8 protein-coding genes and 2 tRNA genes are annotated in these 18,721 nt (G+C 59.0%); all 10 read right to left on the bottom strand.

What is annotated here, in order from left to right; genetic code table 11:
- Positions 1-148: 148 nt before the first annotated feature.
- The 10 genes from VI215_02900 to VI215_02945 all read right to left on the bottom strand — a co-directional run bounded on the left by VI215_02900 (position 149) and on the right by VI215_02945 (position 18,667).
- Positions 149-1,219: a PorV/PorQ family protein gene (locus VI215_02900; protein ID HEY6191255.1), complete on the bottom strand. Its 1,071-nt coding sequence runs from the start codon at positions 1,217-1,219 to the stop codon at positions 149-151.
- A gap of 16 nt (positions 1,220-1,235) precedes the next feature.
- Positions 1,236-4,433, bottom strand: coding sequence for a hypothetical protein (locus VI215_02905; GenBank protein ID HEY6191256.1), 3,198 nt, complete (start codon positions 4,431-4,433; stop codon positions 1,236-1,238).
- Between the two features lie 107 nt (positions 4,434-4,540).
- Complete coding sequence (locus VI215_02910; GenBank protein ID HEY6191257.1) at positions 4,541-8,047, bottom strand: hypothetical protein; 3,507 nt, start codon at positions 8,045-8,047, stop codon at positions 4,541-4,543.
- A 22-nt stretch (positions 8,048-8,069) separates the two neighbouring features.
- Positions 8,070-9,383, bottom strand: coding sequence for a FlgD immunoglobulin-like domain containing protein (locus VI215_02915; GenBank protein HEY6191258.1), 1,314 nt, complete (start codon positions 9,381-9,383; stop codon positions 8,070-8,072).
- A gap of 166 nt (positions 9,384-9,549) precedes the next feature.
- A complete protein-coding gene (locus tag VI215_02920) occupies positions 9,550-10,491 on the bottom strand; it encodes a T9SS type A sorting domain-containing protein (GenBank protein HEY6191259.1) in 942 nt (313 codons plus the stop codon).
- 145 nt (positions 10,492-10,636) lie between these two features.
- Positions 10,637-16,081: an SdrD B-like domain-containing protein gene (locus VI215_02925; GenBank protein HEY6191260.1), complete on the bottom strand. Its 5,445-nt coding sequence runs from the start codon at positions 16,079-16,081 to the stop codon at positions 10,637-10,639.
- Positions 16,082-16,833: 752 nt separating this feature from the next.
- Positions 16,834-16,908: transfer RNA gene (locus tag VI215_02930), tRNA-Asp, on the bottom strand.
- A gap of 155 nt (positions 16,909-17,063) precedes the next feature.
- Positions 17,064-17,240, bottom strand: a complete 177-nt coding sequence (locus VI215_02935; GenBank protein HEY6191261.1) for a hypothetical protein — start codon at positions 17,238-17,240, stop codon at positions 17,064-17,066.
- A 22-nt stretch (positions 17,241-17,262) separates the two neighbouring features.
- Complete coding sequence (locus VI215_02940; GenBank protein ID HEY6191262.1) at positions 17,263-18,498, bottom strand: GvpL/GvpF family gas vesicle protein; 1,236 nt, start codon at positions 18,496-18,498, stop codon at positions 17,263-17,265.
- Positions 18,499-18,585: 87 nt separating this feature from the next.
- Positions 18,586-18,667 (bottom strand) — tRNA-Ser (locus VI215_02945).
- Between the last annotated feature and the right edge of the window lie 54 nt (positions 18,668-18,721).

Below are 18,721 nucleotides of genomic sequence, written 5' to 3' on the forward strand. Positions count from 1 at the left end.
GAGATACGACCTGGGGACAGATTGAATATATATTTTTTCAGAAATATTGTCAAGCCTTTTTTTCAAAATTCTGCAGATTTGAAGGATTATATTTTTTTGCGAATTTTTCAGAGCGCGGGAGCACGCACCAAGCCGAAGCCAGAATGCCCTAAAAACCGACACTCAGAGTAACGACATGGTTGCCGCTGAAGTAACGAACCCAGCGGTAGGCATAGTCGACCGACACCCTCACTTCGTTGACGACGGTATGGATCCCTATTCCGCCTGATGGCCCGTAAATATACTCATTTCCGGGGTCCTGGGGGGATACGGTCATGCCGGCCCTCAGGGCGACAAGGTTGTCGTAGAGGTACTCCCCCCCGAACCGGTACTCGTCTTCGGAGTAGTTGTTATTCTGGAATACCGAGCTGAATCTCAGCGTGTTCCGATCGCTCGGGTTAAACGTATATCCCAGACCGAATTCGATTGTCGAAGGAAGCTCGGCCTGCGCCGCCTGGATTTTTACCGGCGAGATCCCCCGCGAGGCATCCCCGATATCCGCGTTTCTCAAGAGACCGGATCCGTCGTATTTCAATCCCGGCCCGACATTCTTCACCGCGACTCCGAGGCTGAGCCCTTCGATGCCTCCGAGGCCCAGGTATTGCACGCCGGCGCTGAACGCCACGCCCGATGCCGACACGCGGTCCATGCTTTCATAGATGATGTTCGTCGTGATCCCGACAAAAATCTTTTCGGACACCTGACGGGAGAACGTTCCGCCGACGACGACGAAGGTGGGAGACGCGGTCTCTCCCGTCCCGTCGGGGGCGTCTTCCGTCGTCACCGGTATCGATCCCACCACGAGCGATTTCAGAGACAACCCGAGATGGCCCAGGCTCCCGACGCGCGTGCTCACCCCGGCATACTCAACGTTGATATCGGCAAGGTAGGTCATATGAGAGAACATCAGGTCTGTGCCGTTTTCCTGGCGCGCGAGACCCGCGGGATTCCAGTACATCGCTTCCACGCCGGTGGAGGTCGCGAGTCCCGCCCCCCCGAGCGCAATGGAGACCGCACCGACGGGAATCAACAACTGGGAAGCGCCGGCTGTGCCCGATTTATCCCCCCGCCCGGCGAAGGCGCCGTTGAGCGGCAACATGAGGAACGCCGCGAACAGGAGAGCCGCCGCGGCAATGCTCCTTCTGCCGGAGACGCGAGCCATTGTACGGGGCGTCAGCATCGGACCCACGGCTTCATCACCGGCTCCCCCCTGCCGCCTGCTCTTCGCGGACGATCATCAGCTTCAGCGTTTTCTCACCAAGGTCGATTCCATTTGCGTCGCGCAGTTCGAGGTGCGCGAGGTAGAGTCCGCCTGCCGCCGGCAGGCCGTTTTCGTTGTTCAAATCCCACGTCGCGAACTGGGAGTCGTCGTCCTTCCGTATCGTCCTCACGTGCACCCCCGCCAGGTTGAAGATGCGGATGACTGCGGCCCGGGGGAGATGATTAAAGGTGACGAACCGCTGAAACCGGCTGAGCTCCCTGCTGTTCATGCCGTAGTACGGGTTCGGAAAAACGTTCACACGGTCGACTTCGCGCCTCGCCGCCGAAAGGTCGTTCGTCAGCACCGGTGAGGACTGGAAGATCTTTTCGTCGAGATCGCGGATCTCCTTGTACGCCTCGAAACGGACGATCGTCCCGGCCGGGGCGGGCACCCCGTCCCCGTCGACGTCGGCGAGGTAGGCCCGCCAGATCGAGCTGTAGATATTCCTCACAATACAATTCGACCAGATGTATGCTTTTGTCAGCGCCGAGTCGGACCGGAAGACGATATCGTCGTGGTAGGTCCCTCCCAGGGTGGCAAAGCTGTCAACCATGATCGTCACGGGATAGTAGGCCTTCACCGGAATGTCGTTGTACTCGAGGCCGGGAAATGGGACCGGCCGCCATACGCTGTCGGACCCGGTGTTGTTCATCGCGGTATAGAGCTGGCGGTAGGTGGTATCGCCCCCGTTGACGATGACATGCCAGGCCGTGAACGGGACCCTCACCCACCGCGAGCTGCGGGGCAGGCTGCCGACGAACACCGCCCAGCTCGAGTCGCCGGTGAACCGAAGCTCGACGTCGAGATCGAGCGCGCTTCCTCCCCGCAGGGTGTCGAGATCGGATGTCCCCGCCGCCACGACCATGTAGTTTTTCCCGGGGTTCGGAGTGTTGAAGACGAAGTTTCTCGCGGGTTGATAATGGGACTCCACTTCGAAGACCCCCTTCATCGCGAAGAGCGGGGAGGTCGCCTGCACGGTCATCCCGCGGGTCTCGATTCTCGCGGGAATCGTGTCCAACCGCACGCGGTGAAGAAGCGTGTCGTTCAAGGTCGAGTCGATGAAATCGAATCTCGGCTTCTTGTCCAAAAACTCCTGTGTGTTGCGCGGGACATGGAACAGAATCTTGTAGGTATGGCCGTCCGGCCGGGTCGGATCCAGCCAGGCGACGTTGACGACGGCATCGTTGATCCCCACATTGTTCCTGATACCGGGTATCAAATCCCCCGCGCGGTAGGGATAGACCGTGCCGGGATTCGGGCTGTGGGGTGTCGATGTGTGAAGGACGAGCGGCGACTCGATTCTCCGTTTCGAGATCGAGGGGTCGGGATTCTGCATCACGGCCGAGACGGCATAGTAGTATTGCTGGCCGTTCACGAGCGTTCCTCCCCGGAAGAGGTCGGATGTGACGGTGACGAAACGCGGGGAAGATACGACAAAAGCCGGTAGCTGCTTCGCGCTCCCGATTCCGGCTCCCGGCAGGGGGAGTTGATAGAGACGGTATGTCTCGAAGCGATATCCCTTCGAATTGTACGATTCGATCCTTCTCGTCTGCGCGGTATCCTTCTCCCAGTCGAGGATCAGCTTGTTTTCGAGTTCGACGATTCTCAGGGAAGGAACCGGAATCGGGTCCGGGCTTTCAAAATTGAGGTTGAACGCATCCTGCGCGGCATCGTCCGTCGCTTCAAGGGGGGTGATTCCGGAGCGGGCGTCTGTCCCCATCGCGCCCATCAGAGCGCTGACAACCTCCTGCGTGTCGCCGAGCGCCATGGAAGCGGGACCGGAGGAAATGACAAAACGGCGATCGCCCGCCTGATCGAACCGTCCGTCCACCCACCCTTCCTGCGTGAGCGGATCGCCCGGGAGCTGAAACGGAGTGCATTCCCCAGACGTGGGATCGATAAGGCATTGCGGCGGCGAGGTGAACGGAGCATACCCGCGGAGAATATTCCACCATCCCAGCGTCCCCGTGTACGAGCCGAGCAGGAAATCGACGGTGCTGGTGGTTCCGTTAAAATAGAAGAATGCCGCCGGAGGCAGATTCGCATACCCGGGGACACTCTTCAGGTCCCAGTGCGCCGAGGAACCAGGACGGACGACTCTCGGACCTGCGAGCAGATCGTAGCCTGCCACCGGGGGCACGAGCCCGAAGCCGGCATATTTCGAATCGACGTCGACAGAATTGTAGTCATAGCCCAGCCCCCGGGGGAGCGAACTCCCCGCGTAATCATCGACGTAGTCTCCGATGTCGGTGTCCGCCCACTTCGCAAGATAGAGGGAGTCGATGCGGGCGTTCGCGGGGGTGGTCGCAGTTCCCTTGTAGATGAGCCGGCACCGCTGGTAGACGACATTCTTGAGATCATCGGCACTGGCGAATGCCCAGCAGGTGACCTGCATCTCCAACCCGATTGGCGGCGATCCGTACAAACGGCCTGTCGCTCCCGGGTCCAGATCGTTCGAGACGAACCAGAGTACCTGGTCGGCGTTCGCAAGGCCGGGTTCGTCGGACGTTGAATCGGCGCTCGCGTCAGGAGCGGGCTGGTACCCCGGGATTCCGTTTCGTTCATAGTAGGGCGCCCCCTTCTCCCATGGCCATTCGAGCCAATCCTTACGGTACTGGTCCCTCAATGTCTGGATCTGCTCGCCGGTCACGCGCGAGGGCGCCACGCCGTAGAACTCGGAAGCGTCCTCCTTCAGGTCGGCCGTCCCCCACTCGCGCCTGATCCGGTAAATCCGGACGTCCGGATTCTCGGGGTTTTCGGAGACGCCCGGCCTGACGATCCGGCCGGGAACCGTTCCGGAATTGTACGACTGGCCCCCCACGCGGAGCGCGGGAAACGAACCGTCGAAGACCTTCCCGCACCAGAGGAAGCCCGCAGCATAGACGACGGTCCCGGTTCCACGGGGGAATGTGACACCCGCGGAGAAGTCATCCGGCCGGCGCTCCATCATGCCGTTATCGGTCGCCCACATCGAAACATTATTGATATTCATCAGGCTTGAGCGCGGCGAGCCGAGCAGGCCCGAGCTCCGCCTCGGCGGAGAAGGCGGTTTCTTTCCGGGCGCGCCGGTTCTGGCAAGAGGGGGCGCAAGGAGAAGAGCCGCGAGGGCGAGCATCGGAAGCAGCGGCCGCACCGCTCCAATGCGGAAGCGTTCTCCCTGGAAAGGCTTTAATCCCCTGGGATTCAAAGAGCTGGGAGGAAATTCACTGAAGAAAAGAGAGGGGAGTCCGGAATTAATTGTTATTTCAGTAACACCATTTTGATGGTACCCACGACGCGGCGGCCGTCGGTTTCGCCGCCGCCCACCTGCTCTGCGATCATCCGGGCGTAGTAGATCCCGCTCGGCACCTGCCCCGCCCGATCGCCCGCGGCATACCAGGAGACCGAATAGACGCCCGGGAAGAAATCCGCATCCGCGAGCGTCGCGACCTCTCTGCCGAGCATATCGAAGACGGTAATCCGGATGTGCGCCGAATGCTCCGTGGAGAACCGGACGCGCGTCGACGGGTTGAACGGATTGGGATAGTTCTGGGATAAGACGAATCCGCGCGGGAGCCCCGGCATGATCGGCTTCACATCCAGGATCGGGAAGGCGCCGTAGAGAATCAGAATGAGCGAAGAAATGCTCGGATTCGAAACTGAAAGCGTCGAATCGATATCCATCCGTTTGTGGACGGCGAATCCGCCGAATTCATCCATCACGACGAGGCTGTCGCAGATTCCCCGAATATATCCCGCAGGCCACGAGAACTGCATCGGGTACGACCCCGACCCTGGCTCGAACCTCATTTTAAATGTGTCGATCTGCGTATAGGTACTGAAGGGGAGATAATTCACGCGGAGCCCTTCTCCGATCAGATAGGGCGCATGGAGGTCGACGAACCTGATATCGAGCAGGCCGTTGTTCGTCATCGGGGGAAGTTCGTACTCGCCCAGAGTCGGATCGATCCCGTTCGTCGCCTGGGGACTGATGCCGAAGAACGCCGTGTCCCTTCCGGGCCCGGTCTCGCCGATCGCGATGGGGATCGCCCAGTTCGCCGCGCCCACCCGGGTGGTCCGGAAATTGGCGGTGGGTGAAAACGGCCCCCAACCGACGGAATTCCTTGCCCTGACACGCCAGTTATACCGCGTGTACGAGGAGAGCATCCTGCCGAGGACCCAGCTGGTGTTCGTGAGGTCGGAATCGTTCGAGAAAAAGTTTGTAAACAGGGCGTCCTTGGAGACCTGCAGTTGATAATTGACGGCGCCCGAAGGCTGGGTCCAGACGAACGTGGGCGTGACCGGCACATCCACCGCGCCGTCGCCGGGCTGGACGGGCGCCGGAGCCGAGGGCGGGGCGAGCGTCGAGAACGACCAGTACGCCGAGTAACCGCTCGACCCGGAATCGTTCCTCGCGCTCACGCGCCAGAAATAAGTGGTGCTGTTGAGCAGGGGGCCGACCTGTCTCTGAGATTGGACGAGCGTGGAGTCCTCGAATGCGATCAGCAGGAATGTCGAGTCGTACGCCACCTGAAGCTTGAACGAATTCGCGCGGGAGCTCGTGTCCCAGATGAACACAATATTCGTGGGCAGGCCTCCCTGTCCGTTCGAGGGGCTGAGCAGAACCGGGACCGGCGGTTTGGTGATGGAGCTCGTCGTGAAGTTCCGGATCGACGAAACACCGGACCCGGAATCGTTTACGGAATAGACGCGCCAGAAATATGTCGTGTTGGCGGCGAGAGATCCCTCCTGCCGGCTCGTCTGGGTCACGGTGTCGCTCCGGAAGATCGTGCCGAACGAGATATCAAGAGCAAGCTGAACGACGTATTTTGACGGAGCGCAGAGGCCGCTCGTCGCCCAGCTCAGGAGCACCGACGTGGGCTGGTTCGTCGCAGCGTCCGGAGGCGCGAGGAGCGCGGGGGGCGCGGGCGCCTGCAGCGGCGAAGTGAAATTCAGGGCGGCCGAAAACGGGCTCGAACCGATTGTGTTCAATGCGCTGACGCGCCAGTAGTACTTGGTGCACGCCAGGAGCGGCCCGACCGTCCTGAACGTATCGGTCAGGGACGAGTCGTCCACGATCGGGGCCGTGAAGGCCTGGTTGACGTCCACCTGGACGCGGTACTTGGTCGGATTGTTGAGGGATGAGCTCCAGACCAGCTGCGGGCTAAACGTTGAGACCGTACTGCCGGTCAAGGGGGAGCGCAGGACGGGGACACTCGGTGGCAGGAGCGCCGTGGTGAACTTTCGAGTCGCGGTGTACGCGCTTCCGAATGATGGATTCTGCGCCAGCACCCTCCAGTAGTAGTCGGTCAGACCGAGAAGGTTATTGAGAACGACCGTGGTGTCGGTAACGGTCGTGTTCAGGACGAGCTGGCCGAAGAGCGAATCGCGCGCGACCTGCACGCGGTAATCGATACTGCAGTCGTCCCTCCCCGTCCATATCAAACGCGCGTTCGCGGGGACGTCCGTCTGACCGTCGGCGTACTGCACGATCACCGGGACCGCCGGAGTCGCGAACGTGACGGTGAAGCTTGCGCTCGAAAAGTTTCCGAACCCCTGACCGTTCTGACCGCGGACGCGCCAGTAGTAGGTATCGCAGTTCGACAACGGAGAAGGAAACACCACCGACGTGTCGGACACCGTCGTGTCCCGGATCAGCGGGGCGTAGGTCGCCGACTTTGAAAGCTGCAGCTCATAGGTCAGGGGCGGCGCCCCGGCCCGCCATTTGAAGGTGGGAACCGTCGGGACGTTCTGTTGGCCCGGAGTCGGCGATACGATGGGCGGCGGCACGGGCGTCAGGGCGAGCGTCTTGAAGCTGTCGGGGGGATTCTGATAGTAACTCACCCCGAACGGATTTTTCACGAGCACCCGCCAGTAATACCAGGTGCTGGAGAGAAGACCGTTGACGTTCCGGGTGAGTACCGCACCCGAGTCGCTCAGCAGGGGATGCGCGAAATTACGCGAGGTATCCAATTGATACTTATAAGAGAAGGCGCTTGGTGTCGCGTTCCACTGAAGAGTTTCGTTCACAGGTCTTCCCGTCGAACCATTCGGCGGGGAGACGATCGTCACCGGATCGGGCGGACCGGGAGAAATCTTCGTGTGGTAGACAAACATGAAGAAGCCCTTTTGTTTCGGATCGACGGTGTAAATGCTCAGGTCAGGATCAAAATAGGTGTCGCCGAAGTACGTCCACGTCGAATCCTGCGTCATCTTGACCCGGACCTTGGTCCCTGCGACTGTCTGGCCGTTGTTCGCTACATCCCGGAGGATGATGCTGTCTGCATAGAAGCGGAGGACCGAAGGCCATGAAAGAATCTGCGGATGGGTATAGAGGTACAGGCTGTCTCCGACTGAGTTCGCATCGCCGGTAAATCCGACGATGAACGTATCGACCATCGTCGGGCCCGTATAAGGATGAATGTTCCCGAACAAGAGCCCGTTGTCGCTGAACTTCTGGCGGAAATTATTGATCCGGAGCTCCTCGAAAAATCCCAGAGGAGGAGAAGGATATTCGACATGGAAGGAGGAATCGTTCTCGTACCAGTGATCTTTGAACCCGAAAAGCGTGTCCGGCTCGATTCCGAGGGTTGCACGGGGGTGGAATCCAAAGGCCGCCTTCGCGCTCTTCCCTGTGACACTGTCGGTGATGGTCAGGTAGACCCTCCACCTCGCGGAATCGGGAACCTGCGAGACCGCGGTGAACGGATGGGACAATCCGCCGACCAGGAAGAAAGCGAGAAGGATCAGATGAGTTCGAAATTTCATAGAGCGCCGTTCGGTTCCGTCATCACTTGAGCAGGATCATTCGAATCATGCTCTCGACTCGCAAACCGGAAGCGTCCCCGGGAGCCGAAGGAACGGCTACCATCCTGGCGTAGTAGACCCCCGAGGGGACCGCGGAGCCGCGATCGTTCGCCCCGTTCCAGGTGGCGGTGTAAAATCCCTGCCGGAAGACCCCCTGGGCGAGGGTCGCGATCGTCCTGCCCAGTCCGTCGTAGACCGTAATCCGGATATCGGCCGCGCGGGGGACCGCAAATTCCATACTCGTCGTCGGGTTGAACGGGTTCGGATAATTCTGGAAAAGAGCGAAGGTCCAGGGTATCCCCCCTCCCGCTTCGTGCACTCCGGAAGAGGATGTCGTCATGAAGCTGTCGGGCGGATCCTGGAAATAGCTCAGGCCGTACGGATTGGAGACCAGCACGCGCCAGTAATACCATGTGTTCGGCGCAAGCCCGCTGACCGGTTCCGAGGTTCCCGTCAGACCGTCCGCCAGGATCGGGTGCGCGAACGTGCGAAACGTGTCGAGCTCGACTTTGTACGAGGAGGCGCCCGCAGAGGCGTCCCACTGGAGGCTACCGCTCAGCGCGACACCCGTCGCCCCGTTCGCAGGAGAGACGAGCGTGACCGGCCCCGGCGGTCCGGGAGCCGGCTTCGGGTGATAGATGTACATGAAAAACCCCTTGTGCACCGGATCGACATTATAGATGCTGAAGTCGGGATTAAAGTACGTGTCTCCGAAATAGTGGAACGTCGAGTCGGTCGTCATGTTGATGCGGACATAGGGGCCCGCAAGGGTCTGCGCGTTGTTTGAAATGTCCCGCAGGATGATGCTGTCCGCATAGAAACGAAGCACCGAAGGCCAGGTAAGAATCTGAGGGTGCGTGAAAAGATAAAGGCTGTCGCCGACGCTGTTCTGGTCGCCGTTGAAGGTGACGATAAACGTATCGACCATCGAAGGCCCGGTATAGGGATGGATGTTGCCGAAGAGGAGGCCGTTGTCGGTGAATTTCTGCCGCACGTTGTTCACGCGGAGCTCCTCGAAGAACCCCAGGGGCGGGGAGGGATATTCCACCATCGAGGGGCCGTCAGATTCGACCCAATGGTCCGTAAAACCGCGCAGCGTATCCGAGTCAATCCCGATCGTCGCTCTCGGGTGGAATCCCAGAGCCGCTCTCGCAGTCTTGCCGGTGACGCTGTCGGTGACGGTGAGGTAGATCCGGTAGCGCGCCGAGTCGGGCGCCTGGGAAAGAAGAATTGATGGCCGAAGGGCGGCCACAACGGCGGCGAGAACAAGTGCGAGAAGCATTCTTCGGGGATTCATCTGGGGTCTACCTCCAATCTGCCGGGTACCAGGGCATGGGTGGTCGCGTACAACACCATTCAGGCACTACACACAAATGCGGAAGCTCTCGCTTGTGAGCTCCCGCATTCGTGATATTCCTACTTCGTCCTCACTCACTTCCTCGCAACGCGGGAAACGGTTCCCGCTACTTCATTAATACCAGTTTGCGGACCGCCGAAAAATGTTCTTCCTTGCCGTTGCCGGCCGTCGATTGCGCGGACATGCGGACAAAATAGACGCCGCTCGTCGCCGGAATGCCCCGGTCGCTCTGGCCGTTCCACGTCGTGGTATAGACTCCCGGCGCCATTTCGCGTGAAACAAGCGTGGTGACTTTCTGACCGAGGAGATTATAGACGGAGATGTCGGTTGCCGCCCGTTGCAGGATATCGAACTCTATCGAAGTCGACGGGTTGAACGGGTTCGGATAGTTCTGATGCAACGCGTAGCTCTTCGGGGCCGTCTGATTGTCCTTCGGTACCGCGTCGGTGTAGGGCTGATGCACGCCCCAGCGGAAGACCCTGAGCCTGACCGTCGGCGCGGTGATGTTCGTGCCGTTCGGATCGTACGCGTCGCTGATGACCACGTTGTCCTGCGTCATCATGTCGATCCGGCCGGGGATAACGGCTCCGCCGACACGGTCCGACAGGAACATGCTGTCGCAGATCGCCGCCAGGTGCGCGGCATCGGGCCAGCGAACCGTGATGTTCACTCCCGGAAGCTGTGCGATGCTGTCGAGGTTGGCAAAATCGATATAGAAGGTATCTTTTTTTGCGATCGTCGAAAAATCACGAAGGTCTTTCTTGATGATCCCGAGCGTGGTGAAGCAGTTCGCCCTTCCCGGGATGCTCTGGAACACGGCGTAGAAGCCCCCCGGTGGATAGGGCGGCGAAGCATTCTCTCCAATGGCGGTATCGAGACAGTACGTGGCCGATTGATGGGTACCGAACACCAGGGAATCATGCCCTCCCACATCGTCCCTGATGTCCAACCATGCCGTGCTCGAAACAAACTGCGCGGAAAGCGTCAGGGGATAAAAGAGGGCCAGCGCAAACACCACAAAAAGAAGATTCCGGACTTGCAGCTTCATTCAATCCTCCAGATGGTCTTGAGTGATACGTTGATTGAAATATGACTTTTCGGTACCTACCGCCTTAATTAGTTCCTCCGCATCCCGCTAGGGATGCGGAGGAAGTACAACTCACCGGAACAACAACACCGGCGTACGCTTCAACTTACTTGATCAACATCATCTTCTTCACTTGCGTGAAGATCTGACCGGTCGCGGCGCCGTCGTCGTTGAGGCTCTGAGCGCTGATGCGATAGAAGTACACTCCTGACGGCAGTGCTGAGGCGTCGAAGTCCACTTCCTGGTTACCGGCATCGAGTAGTTCGTGATTGTAGAGCGTGCCCATTTCCTGGCCCAGAATGTTGTAGATCTTCAGGGTCACGGAGGCATCGTTCGGCAAGTCGAACCCGATGGTTGTCGTTGGGTTGAACGGATTTGGATAGTTCTGATACAGAGAGTACACATCCGGCAACGGTACAGGAGAGGTCGTCGGTACTGTCACAGGCGCTGCATTCGGATTCGCCTTCATGTACGAGATGGCGGATACCGGATAGAGCCCGTTGACAACGACTTTTGCAGTCCCTGCCCATGATGCGGAGTCATAGCCACCGGCCTGACCTGCCAGGAACGGCTGGACCGTCTCGCAATCAACGCCGCCGCAAGAGAAGGCGTCATTGATCTTCGAGGCAACCTCTTCCAACCGCTTGTAGGTATCGAGCGACACGAAGTCGGTGTTCGTCATGACGTTGTTCGCAGCAGCCATGATTTGACCGACCGTCTGGCCGTTGTAGGCGCCAGCCGTGCCGTCATCGTAGATGAGCGAGCTTAATCCGACCGGAGTCTTACCGGCATCGCTCAACGCGATGTTGACCGAGAGCATCAGCAGCTCTTCGAACGCGTCGTTTCTCTGCTTCTTCGGCGACAGGCTCTTGAACCGCTTCAGCATTTGCTTGCCCTTGTTGTCGATGTCGAATCCGCGATACACTTCGGTGCTGTCGACATCCGTGGAGTGGACGATCCCCTTGTCATACAGAGACTTGAACACGTCTGTGTACGACTTCGGGAACACATACGCCTTCTCCTTGCCGCCGGCATTGAGGACGCCCGCGACGCCGACTTTGATCTCGCTTGTGAGACCGAACTGCTTGAAGTAGTCGTACATCAGGGTCTGCAGATTCGCCTGGATGAACGGCTTCAGCGGTTTCGCCGGCTTCACTTTTTTGTGCAGGGCGCCGTCCTCGAACTCGTCCGAGGTAAACGTCCTGTACGTGTAGGCGCTGTCGCCGACCTTGAAGTTTCCGAAGTTCTTACCGGTCGTGATGTTCACACCGCTGGTCGGGGTAAACACGTAGCTTCCGCCGATCGGCTCCTTCGTGATCCATCCAACTTGCGCGGTTTCCGTCAAGGTGTGACTTCCGGGACCGACGTTCGTAAACGTGTAGCCGCCGGTCGTCGAATCGGAGTTCGTGGATCCGCCTCCGGTACCCGACAGGTTGATCTGCCATCCGCCGAGACCTTCTTCTCCGGCCTCACGCGTGTGGTCGCCGTTCCGATCGCGGTACTTCACACCACTGACGGTGATGTTCTTGAAGTTGCCGAAATCGAGACCGCTCTGGTTTGAACCGCTTGACACGTTCACGACGATTTGACCGGTCGCGGGGGCTGTCTGAGTCCATCCGCCCTGCACGACTTCCGTGAGCGTATCCTTGGCGCCGCCGACGCTGTCGATCGACCAGTTGCCGTTCGAGTCGGTCGTGGCGCTCGTTGAACCGAAGAAGAGACCGCCCTTGACGTTGATCTTCCAGTTGGCAAGACCACCCTCTCCGCTGTCTCTCGTGCCGTTCCCGTTCTTGTCTTCGTACTTCGTGCCGCTCAGCGTAATCATCTTGAAGTTCGCGTAGCTGATCGTCAAGCTGGTCGCGCTCGTGTCGACGATGAAGTTCTGCGTCGGGCTTCCGGCAGGAATCGTCCTGATCCATCCCGGTGTCAGGTTGGACTCAGTGAACGAGTACGAACCGGTGTCGAGCACCAGGGTCGTGTTCAGGATGAGGTTACCCAACGTGACCGAGTCGATGGTCGTGGCACCTCTCTTGAGGTAGAACTTGGCTGTCGCGCCGACCGGCATGGCCGTCACGTCGCCGCCTTCCTTGATTCCGTTACCGTTCAGGTCGACCACCTTCTCAATCTTGATCGAGCCCTTCTTGTAGTTACCGAAATCGTTGCCGGTGGAATTAAACGTCCCGCTGGCTCCGCTCACCGTAACAGGGATACAGTTGTTCGCCGGGCGTGTCTGCCTATAGGTCGCCGGTTGCGTGACTTCCTTCAGGTAGTACGTGGCGGGCGCGGCATTGAACGAATAGTTGCCGCTGCCGTCGGTGACCGCGGTCTGCACCGTGGCGCCGTTGCACGAGTCCTTATGCAGTTGAATGGTCCAGCCGGCAAGCCCGACGTCTCCGGCATCTTTCGTGCCGTTTCCGTTCTTGTCGTTGAACTTCTGGCCGGAGATCGTGCCCTGGTACACACCGAAATCCTTGCCGGTGAATACAGTGCCGCTGCCGTCGTAGCTGATCGTGTAGAACTGAGTGACCGGTTGTGTCTTGACAAAGCCCGGCTTCACGATGGAAACCTGATAGGTCCCAGGCGTCGTGAGCGGAAGGCTATACACACCGGAACCGTTCGTGGTCGCCGAATCCTTCGGGACACCGAAGTAGGCAAGGTAGACCTTACCCACGTCGGCGGGCTCGGCATTGTTGGCTCCGTTGCCGTTCACGTCGATGTACCGCGTGCCGCCAACTGAACCGGCGACAAATGTGGTCGGCGAGTTGGCAAGACGGAAGCAATCCCATGCCCAGCCGTCGCCCTTGGCCGCGTTGTTGCCGTCGACCGTACCGGAGTTGCCGCTGTTATCGGAGAACGCCAGATAGCGGAACCGGATGAAGGACTTCTGGGGGGTCGTGAGACCCTTGATCTGCAACTGTGAGAACACGTAGCCGAACGGGCCGGTGGCAGTGTCCACAACCGCGTCCTCGCCGTTGCTCGTCCAACCCGGGTTCGATTGCCCGAATGTGAACGGATAGCCGGCAAGCCGCGCACCGGCAGAGTCGAAGTTGTCGACGTCGGTGTACGCATGCTCGTAGACTGCCTTATTGTACCAGTTGACGCCATCCGGCGTATTGGTATCGCCAAGCGTCACCCAGTTGACGTTGTCTGTCGTGTACTGGAAGATGCTGCGATCCCAGTTCGGTTCGGTCAGGACCGAATGGTTGAACGAAACCCACACGTTGTCGCCCGTGAAAGCGCTGATATCGAAGAACGGGCTCAGCACCTGGTGAAGGACGCGGCCGACGCTATAATGGCCTGCGGTCTTCGTGACCCATGTTTTGCCCGATCCGCCAAACACACCGCCCAGCTTTGTAAAGCTGCCGGAGAGAACGAAATCACCTGTGCCGTTCCAGCCGGTGACCGTGCCGTCGAAGCACTCGCTGTAGAGCGAGGCGACGGTGATCTTCGGCGTGACAAGCTGCGATGCTTTCGCCGTGTCGTTCGAATGATCCTGATCGCCGCCGAGGTCCGCACTCACTGTGATGGAATACGGTCCGTTGGTGGTCGGCGTGAAGCTCGAGAACGTCACCTGGGTGCTCCCAAATGCGCCGAGGGCGCCCGAGGGCTTGGTTTCGTCGAGGAAGGTCGCCGCCAACTCGTTCTTCACGACGATGTGGACGCTAAACCCTGCGGTCCCGGTGAGTGAATTGTTCTTCACGGTCGCCTTCGGAATCGAGGGGAGGCCGAAAGGAACGCCGGACGAGGGGAGGTTGTCGATGGTGATGGTCCGTGCGTCGAGCGTGACCGATGTCGCCACGCCGGACTCGTCGTACCCTGCATCAGGCGTCGTCGCACTGCGGACGTCGCCGTCGATGTCGTCTGCAACCGTCACAGGCAGGCCGAGGTTATTGGCCGCCGAAGCGCCCGCCGCAAGGTGGAGGTTCCCGGTGCTGGTGAAGTTCGGGTTTCCGTCGGTGCTGCTGGAGTCGATATGCCAGAGTCCGATCCATGTGAAGAGTCCGCCGCCGGTCTGAATGTTCGTCACTGCGGCCGAATAGACGTTCCGGTCGCCGGAAGAGATGTCAGTACCGCGCGTATTGAACACGCGAGTGGCTGCGGAAGCCGCGTTCGTGCGGTTCACCTGGACTGCGTTGTTCCGGACGGCAAACTTACCGAACCCTGCGTTCGGATCGGGTGCGGTTGTCTGATCGCCGGAAAGCTGGAAGCCCGTGCATCCACGGCCCGAGCCGCCCGGATTGGCGCCCACGCCCGTCAGATAGACCGAGTTGTTGTAGAGCGTATCCTTGTAGCCGGGGAAATTGTCGATGCCGATATCGCCCGCCGAAATGGCGCCGATACCGAACACACGCGTGACGGCATTGTTAAAGATCTTGTTCTGGCTCGTTCCAGGGAAGCCCTGGTTCGGGGTCAAGCTGTTCAACCGGATACCCGCGTTACGGGCGGTCGTCGCCGCTGCGCCGGAATCCGAGATGACGCTATCGATGACGTTGTACGAGATCGTGCTGTTGTCTGTCCACAACGCGTAGATACCGATTGCGCGCTGGGCGTCGGAGGTTCCCGAGATGACTGCTCCTTCGCCGACGTTTCGTTTCACGCCGGTGACCGTGTTGCGCGAGAAGATGGCTCCGGTCGTCCATTCGGAATAGATACCTGTGCGCTGGACATAGTTCTGTTGTCCTGCGAACGCGGTGCCGAAGGCGTTACCGACCTGGTTGTTTGTGATCACGAGGTGATCGTCAAACGGGTCGCCGCCGACGGTCGCAATACCGATCGAAGCGCGCGTGACGAGGTTATTGTTGATCGTGATGGAACCCTGCGCGGGCTTTCCGCCTGCGTTGGTCAGAATGATGCCCGGACGCGCGTCGGTGTTCGTCCCGTTGTACATCGAGAACACCTGCGTGTTCATGACGGTGATATGGTTCGAACCATCCCTGATACGGAGAACGCCGTTCGTCGCGCTGGCGGGGAACGGCTGCGTCACGTCGTACTGGAGGATCAGGTTCCGTGTGCCCGGTGCTCCGTTTTTCTTCGTGCCGTCGATCGTGATGTACGAAGATCCCGTCATCACCCAGCCGCCGCCGTTGGCGGAGCTGTTGGTGAGGGTGACGGTGCAAGTCGTCGCAACAGTCGAATCGGGTTTGAAGAGAATGGTGTTCACCGCGCTCACGCCTGCGGGCGCGCCGATGAGCAGACCGCCTTCGGTGTATGCCGCATCGGTCAGGTAGAATGTCACCGGACCGGCGACGCCGTTGATGGCCAGGCTCGTGAGAGCGGAGCCGATCGTCGGAAATGTCTTACCGACGCCGACCCTTTGAATGCCGCTCAGACCCGCCGTGGTGGAAGAAGGCGCCGGGAGTTGTCCCCGGAATGGATCGGCCTTCTTGACCTCCATGCGAGCCGATAGAGGCACGTTGCCCTCTATGCCCTTCGAAATGCCGCCGATCGGAAGAGACTGTTGCCGCACGCCGCCTTTGCCAACCGCAAACGCAGACGTCGCAACGATCCCCATGATCAACAGCATCGTTACAACAAGTTTAAAACGATTCATATATCCTCCTACGAGGGATGGGTTATGATATGTGGATTAGTGATTAGTGGATTAGAAATTTCAATTCGTTTGATCTTCGGAGGGAAAGAGCGGAACAAACCAGGGGCGAACGCCCGAGCGGAAGTTGGTGCGAGACGACACCTCCCTGTGCAGGAGCAGAAACCGATTTACCGAGGCTGGACTGCAGGTCATACCAAACTTCAGCCGGCATATCTCCCCAGTAAATTCACATGCTTGGAAGTCATCTTGCTCACGCCTGATCGTATTGAAAAAAATTTACGTTTCCTGAACTCGCGCAGCCGCGGCGCACCGATGCTCAACCTATTCGACGAAGTTCAAGAACGCGATGTGAAGAATACACTGAAAAAAATTCGGAGACGTTGAAAACCTGAGTGTCCGACCCGCAGATTCGTTGATTCTCAAGAAGTTGTGTGGTGCTTTTGAAGGTGAGAAAGCGTCGTACTTCTTCGAGCACACATCGTCGGCGCGTCAAACTATGGTGTAATTGTAAGAAAGTTTAGATTAACTGTCAAGCATTTTCTTCAAAAATGGCATAAATATTTCGGCCATATGAAAATTTCTGCGCACTTTCCTTCAAAAAAATCGGGCTTGCGCTGCTCGAATCAAGGGAGGAGCGAGAAGATGACGGCCCCGGGAACCGCTGCGGTTTACTCGATTTGAAGCGGACCCTCCTGAGGGAATTCTTTGAATCGCGCGTTTTTTGGAGGAACTGAGGCGGGTGATCTACTGAGCGGGGTCGACGGGACTCGAACCCGCGACCTCCTGCGTGACAGGCAGGCGTTCTAACCAAGCTGAACTACGACCCCAAGGAAGAATTTCCCGGCGCGAAAATATACCAAAATTCCTCACTACTTCCAATGAAAAACTCTGTCGGGTACCGGCCGAGTTTCGTTGCGTTCTCGTCCCGCTGCGGGTTTTCGGCCCGGGTGTTGAAATTTACTCACCGCCCTCTACAGGACTCTCACCCGGCCTCCTCGCGCCACGCGTCGAGCAGGCCTTCCACGAACCGCCGCCTCTCGTCCTCGCTTCTCAGGGAGAGCAGATAGTCCCGGTTCTCCGCGACCAGCTTCCGAATCTCCGGAGTCCCTTCTTTCATGAAGGAGGATACGTACCACTCGAATGTGTCGACCGCAGACATGGCGCGCGCGAAAATGCCGGGATCAGGAAAGAAGCGCGAAACGGCTGGAGGGGTTCGTCATCCGGAACATGAGGCGGAAGTTTCCGTACTGGTCCTGGAGGCGAGAAATCGCCTGGCAAAACACGCGCCGTTTTTCCTTGCCGATGGAATACCGGACGGAGAGGATCGATTTCCAATCGTCCATGATCGCGCTGTCGAGCCGGATCATGTAGTCGACTTTGGCCTTGATCGCATGAAGGAGGAGCTCGTTGTGAATTTCCTGCGCGAAGGTCTTCTCGCGGAAGATCACCTTCTCCGTGAGCTTGATGTCCCGACCCTTGCTTGCCGGATGCTTCAGGTCGCGCTGCGCCGGGCGGCCTTTCTGCTCCTCGATCACCGCGGGGAGATGGAGCAGAAACTCATCGAGCGAGAGAACGTCGACATCCCATTCGACGGTGTCGTGCACATCGATCAGCGCCTTGAGCAAATTCACATACCGGTCCTCGATGACGGTAATAATGTTCTGATGCCCCTGGATCACCGTCCAGAAGGCGACCGGGACGAGGACGTCCTCTCCGCGGAGGATATTGAGAATCCGTTCGTGGTTGTACTTAAGGTCGGACGATTTCTTGGAGCTGAGCGTCGGTTTCCCGGCGTTGTCACGCGTGTAGTCCGCCGCATTCATCCGGTGCATGTAAAACCTCACGTCGCCGTAGTCGACGATGAAGATATTCCCCTCGTTGTCGATTCCCTTCAGCGCGAGCTTCCGCACCGGCTGACCCTTGCCCGTGCTGTCCGGCGCGTAGCTGAACCCGTAGATGTAGAACCAGTCGTCGGCCGCGAGTTCGATATCCATCGGCTCCGAGGGAAAGGGCTCCTTCGGACCGAAGTGCTCCATGATCGATTCTGTCGAATAGCCGGAATCCACCTTCACCCGATCGTCACGGCCCGCCGGCTCCACCTCTGCCGGCGACGGCGGGATGGGCTCCGGAGTCTCTCCGGAAGATTCGGCTTCACGCGCCGCCATTTCGGATTCCGCTTTCGCCCGGGCGGAAAATTCCTCCTCCTGCACTTCCTGTTCAATGAGATGGACGATGAGTTCCCGCAGATCGCTTGAGAGGAGGTACTCGAATTGCTTGAGGATCGCTTCGGCGACTTTCTCCACGGGCAGATCGGTGAACGCTTCAAGCTTCCGCCGGAGAGTCTCCTGCCGCTTTATTTTCTCGGAGAGTTCCTCGAGGATGAGTTCCGAGAGCCGTGTCCGGGTTTCTTCCTTCATCGTTCTTTTTCTACCAATGACCTTTCTTCAGTACTCGAATGCCGCGACACTCGGGCCGCGGCCGGCATTGCGAGCCAACCTTCCAAGCGGAGGGTGAGGGACTCGAACCCCCATGTCCTTTCGGACGGTGGTTTTCAAGACCACTGCCATACCATTAGGCAAACCCTCCATCATAGCGTGCCCGGTAACAGCGAACCCCTGTCTCCAATCCGTCGATAGCGGC

The organism is Bacteroidota bacterium (genome assembly GCA_036522515.1).
Taxonomy (GTDB): domain Bacteria; phylum Bacteroidota; class Ignavibacteria; order UBA10030; family SZUA-254; genus VBOC01.

Bases quoted from the DNA above. Each gene is read 5' to 3' on its own strand.
- VI215_02900 (HEY6191255.1), bottom strand. From the start codon at position 1,219: ATGCTGACGCCCCGTACAATGGCTCGCGTCTCCGGCAGAAGGAGCATT.
- VI215_02910 (HEY6191257.1), bottom strand. From the start codon at position 8,047: ATGAAATTTCGAACTCATCTGATCCTTCTCGCTTTCTTCCTGGTCGGC.
- VI215_02915 (HEY6191258.1), bottom strand. From the start codon at position 9,383: ATGAATCCCCGAAGAATGCTTCTCGCACTTGTTCTCGCCGCCGTTGTG.
- VI215_02920 (HEY6191259.1), bottom strand. From the start codon at position 10,491: ATGAAGCTGCAAGTCCGGAATCTTCTTTTTGTGGTGTTTGCGCTGGCC.
- VI215_02925 (HEY6191260.1), bottom strand. From the start codon at position 16,081: ATGAATCGTTTTAAACTTGTTGTAACGATGCTGTTGATCATGGGGATC.
- VI215_02935 (HEY6191261.1), bottom strand. From the start codon at position 17,240: ATGTCTGCGGTCGACACATTCGAGTGGTACGTATCCTCCTTCATGAAA.
- VI215_02940 (HEY6191262.1), bottom strand. From the start codon at position 18,498: ATGAAGGAAGAAACCCGGACACGGCTCTCGGAACTCATCCTCGAGGAA.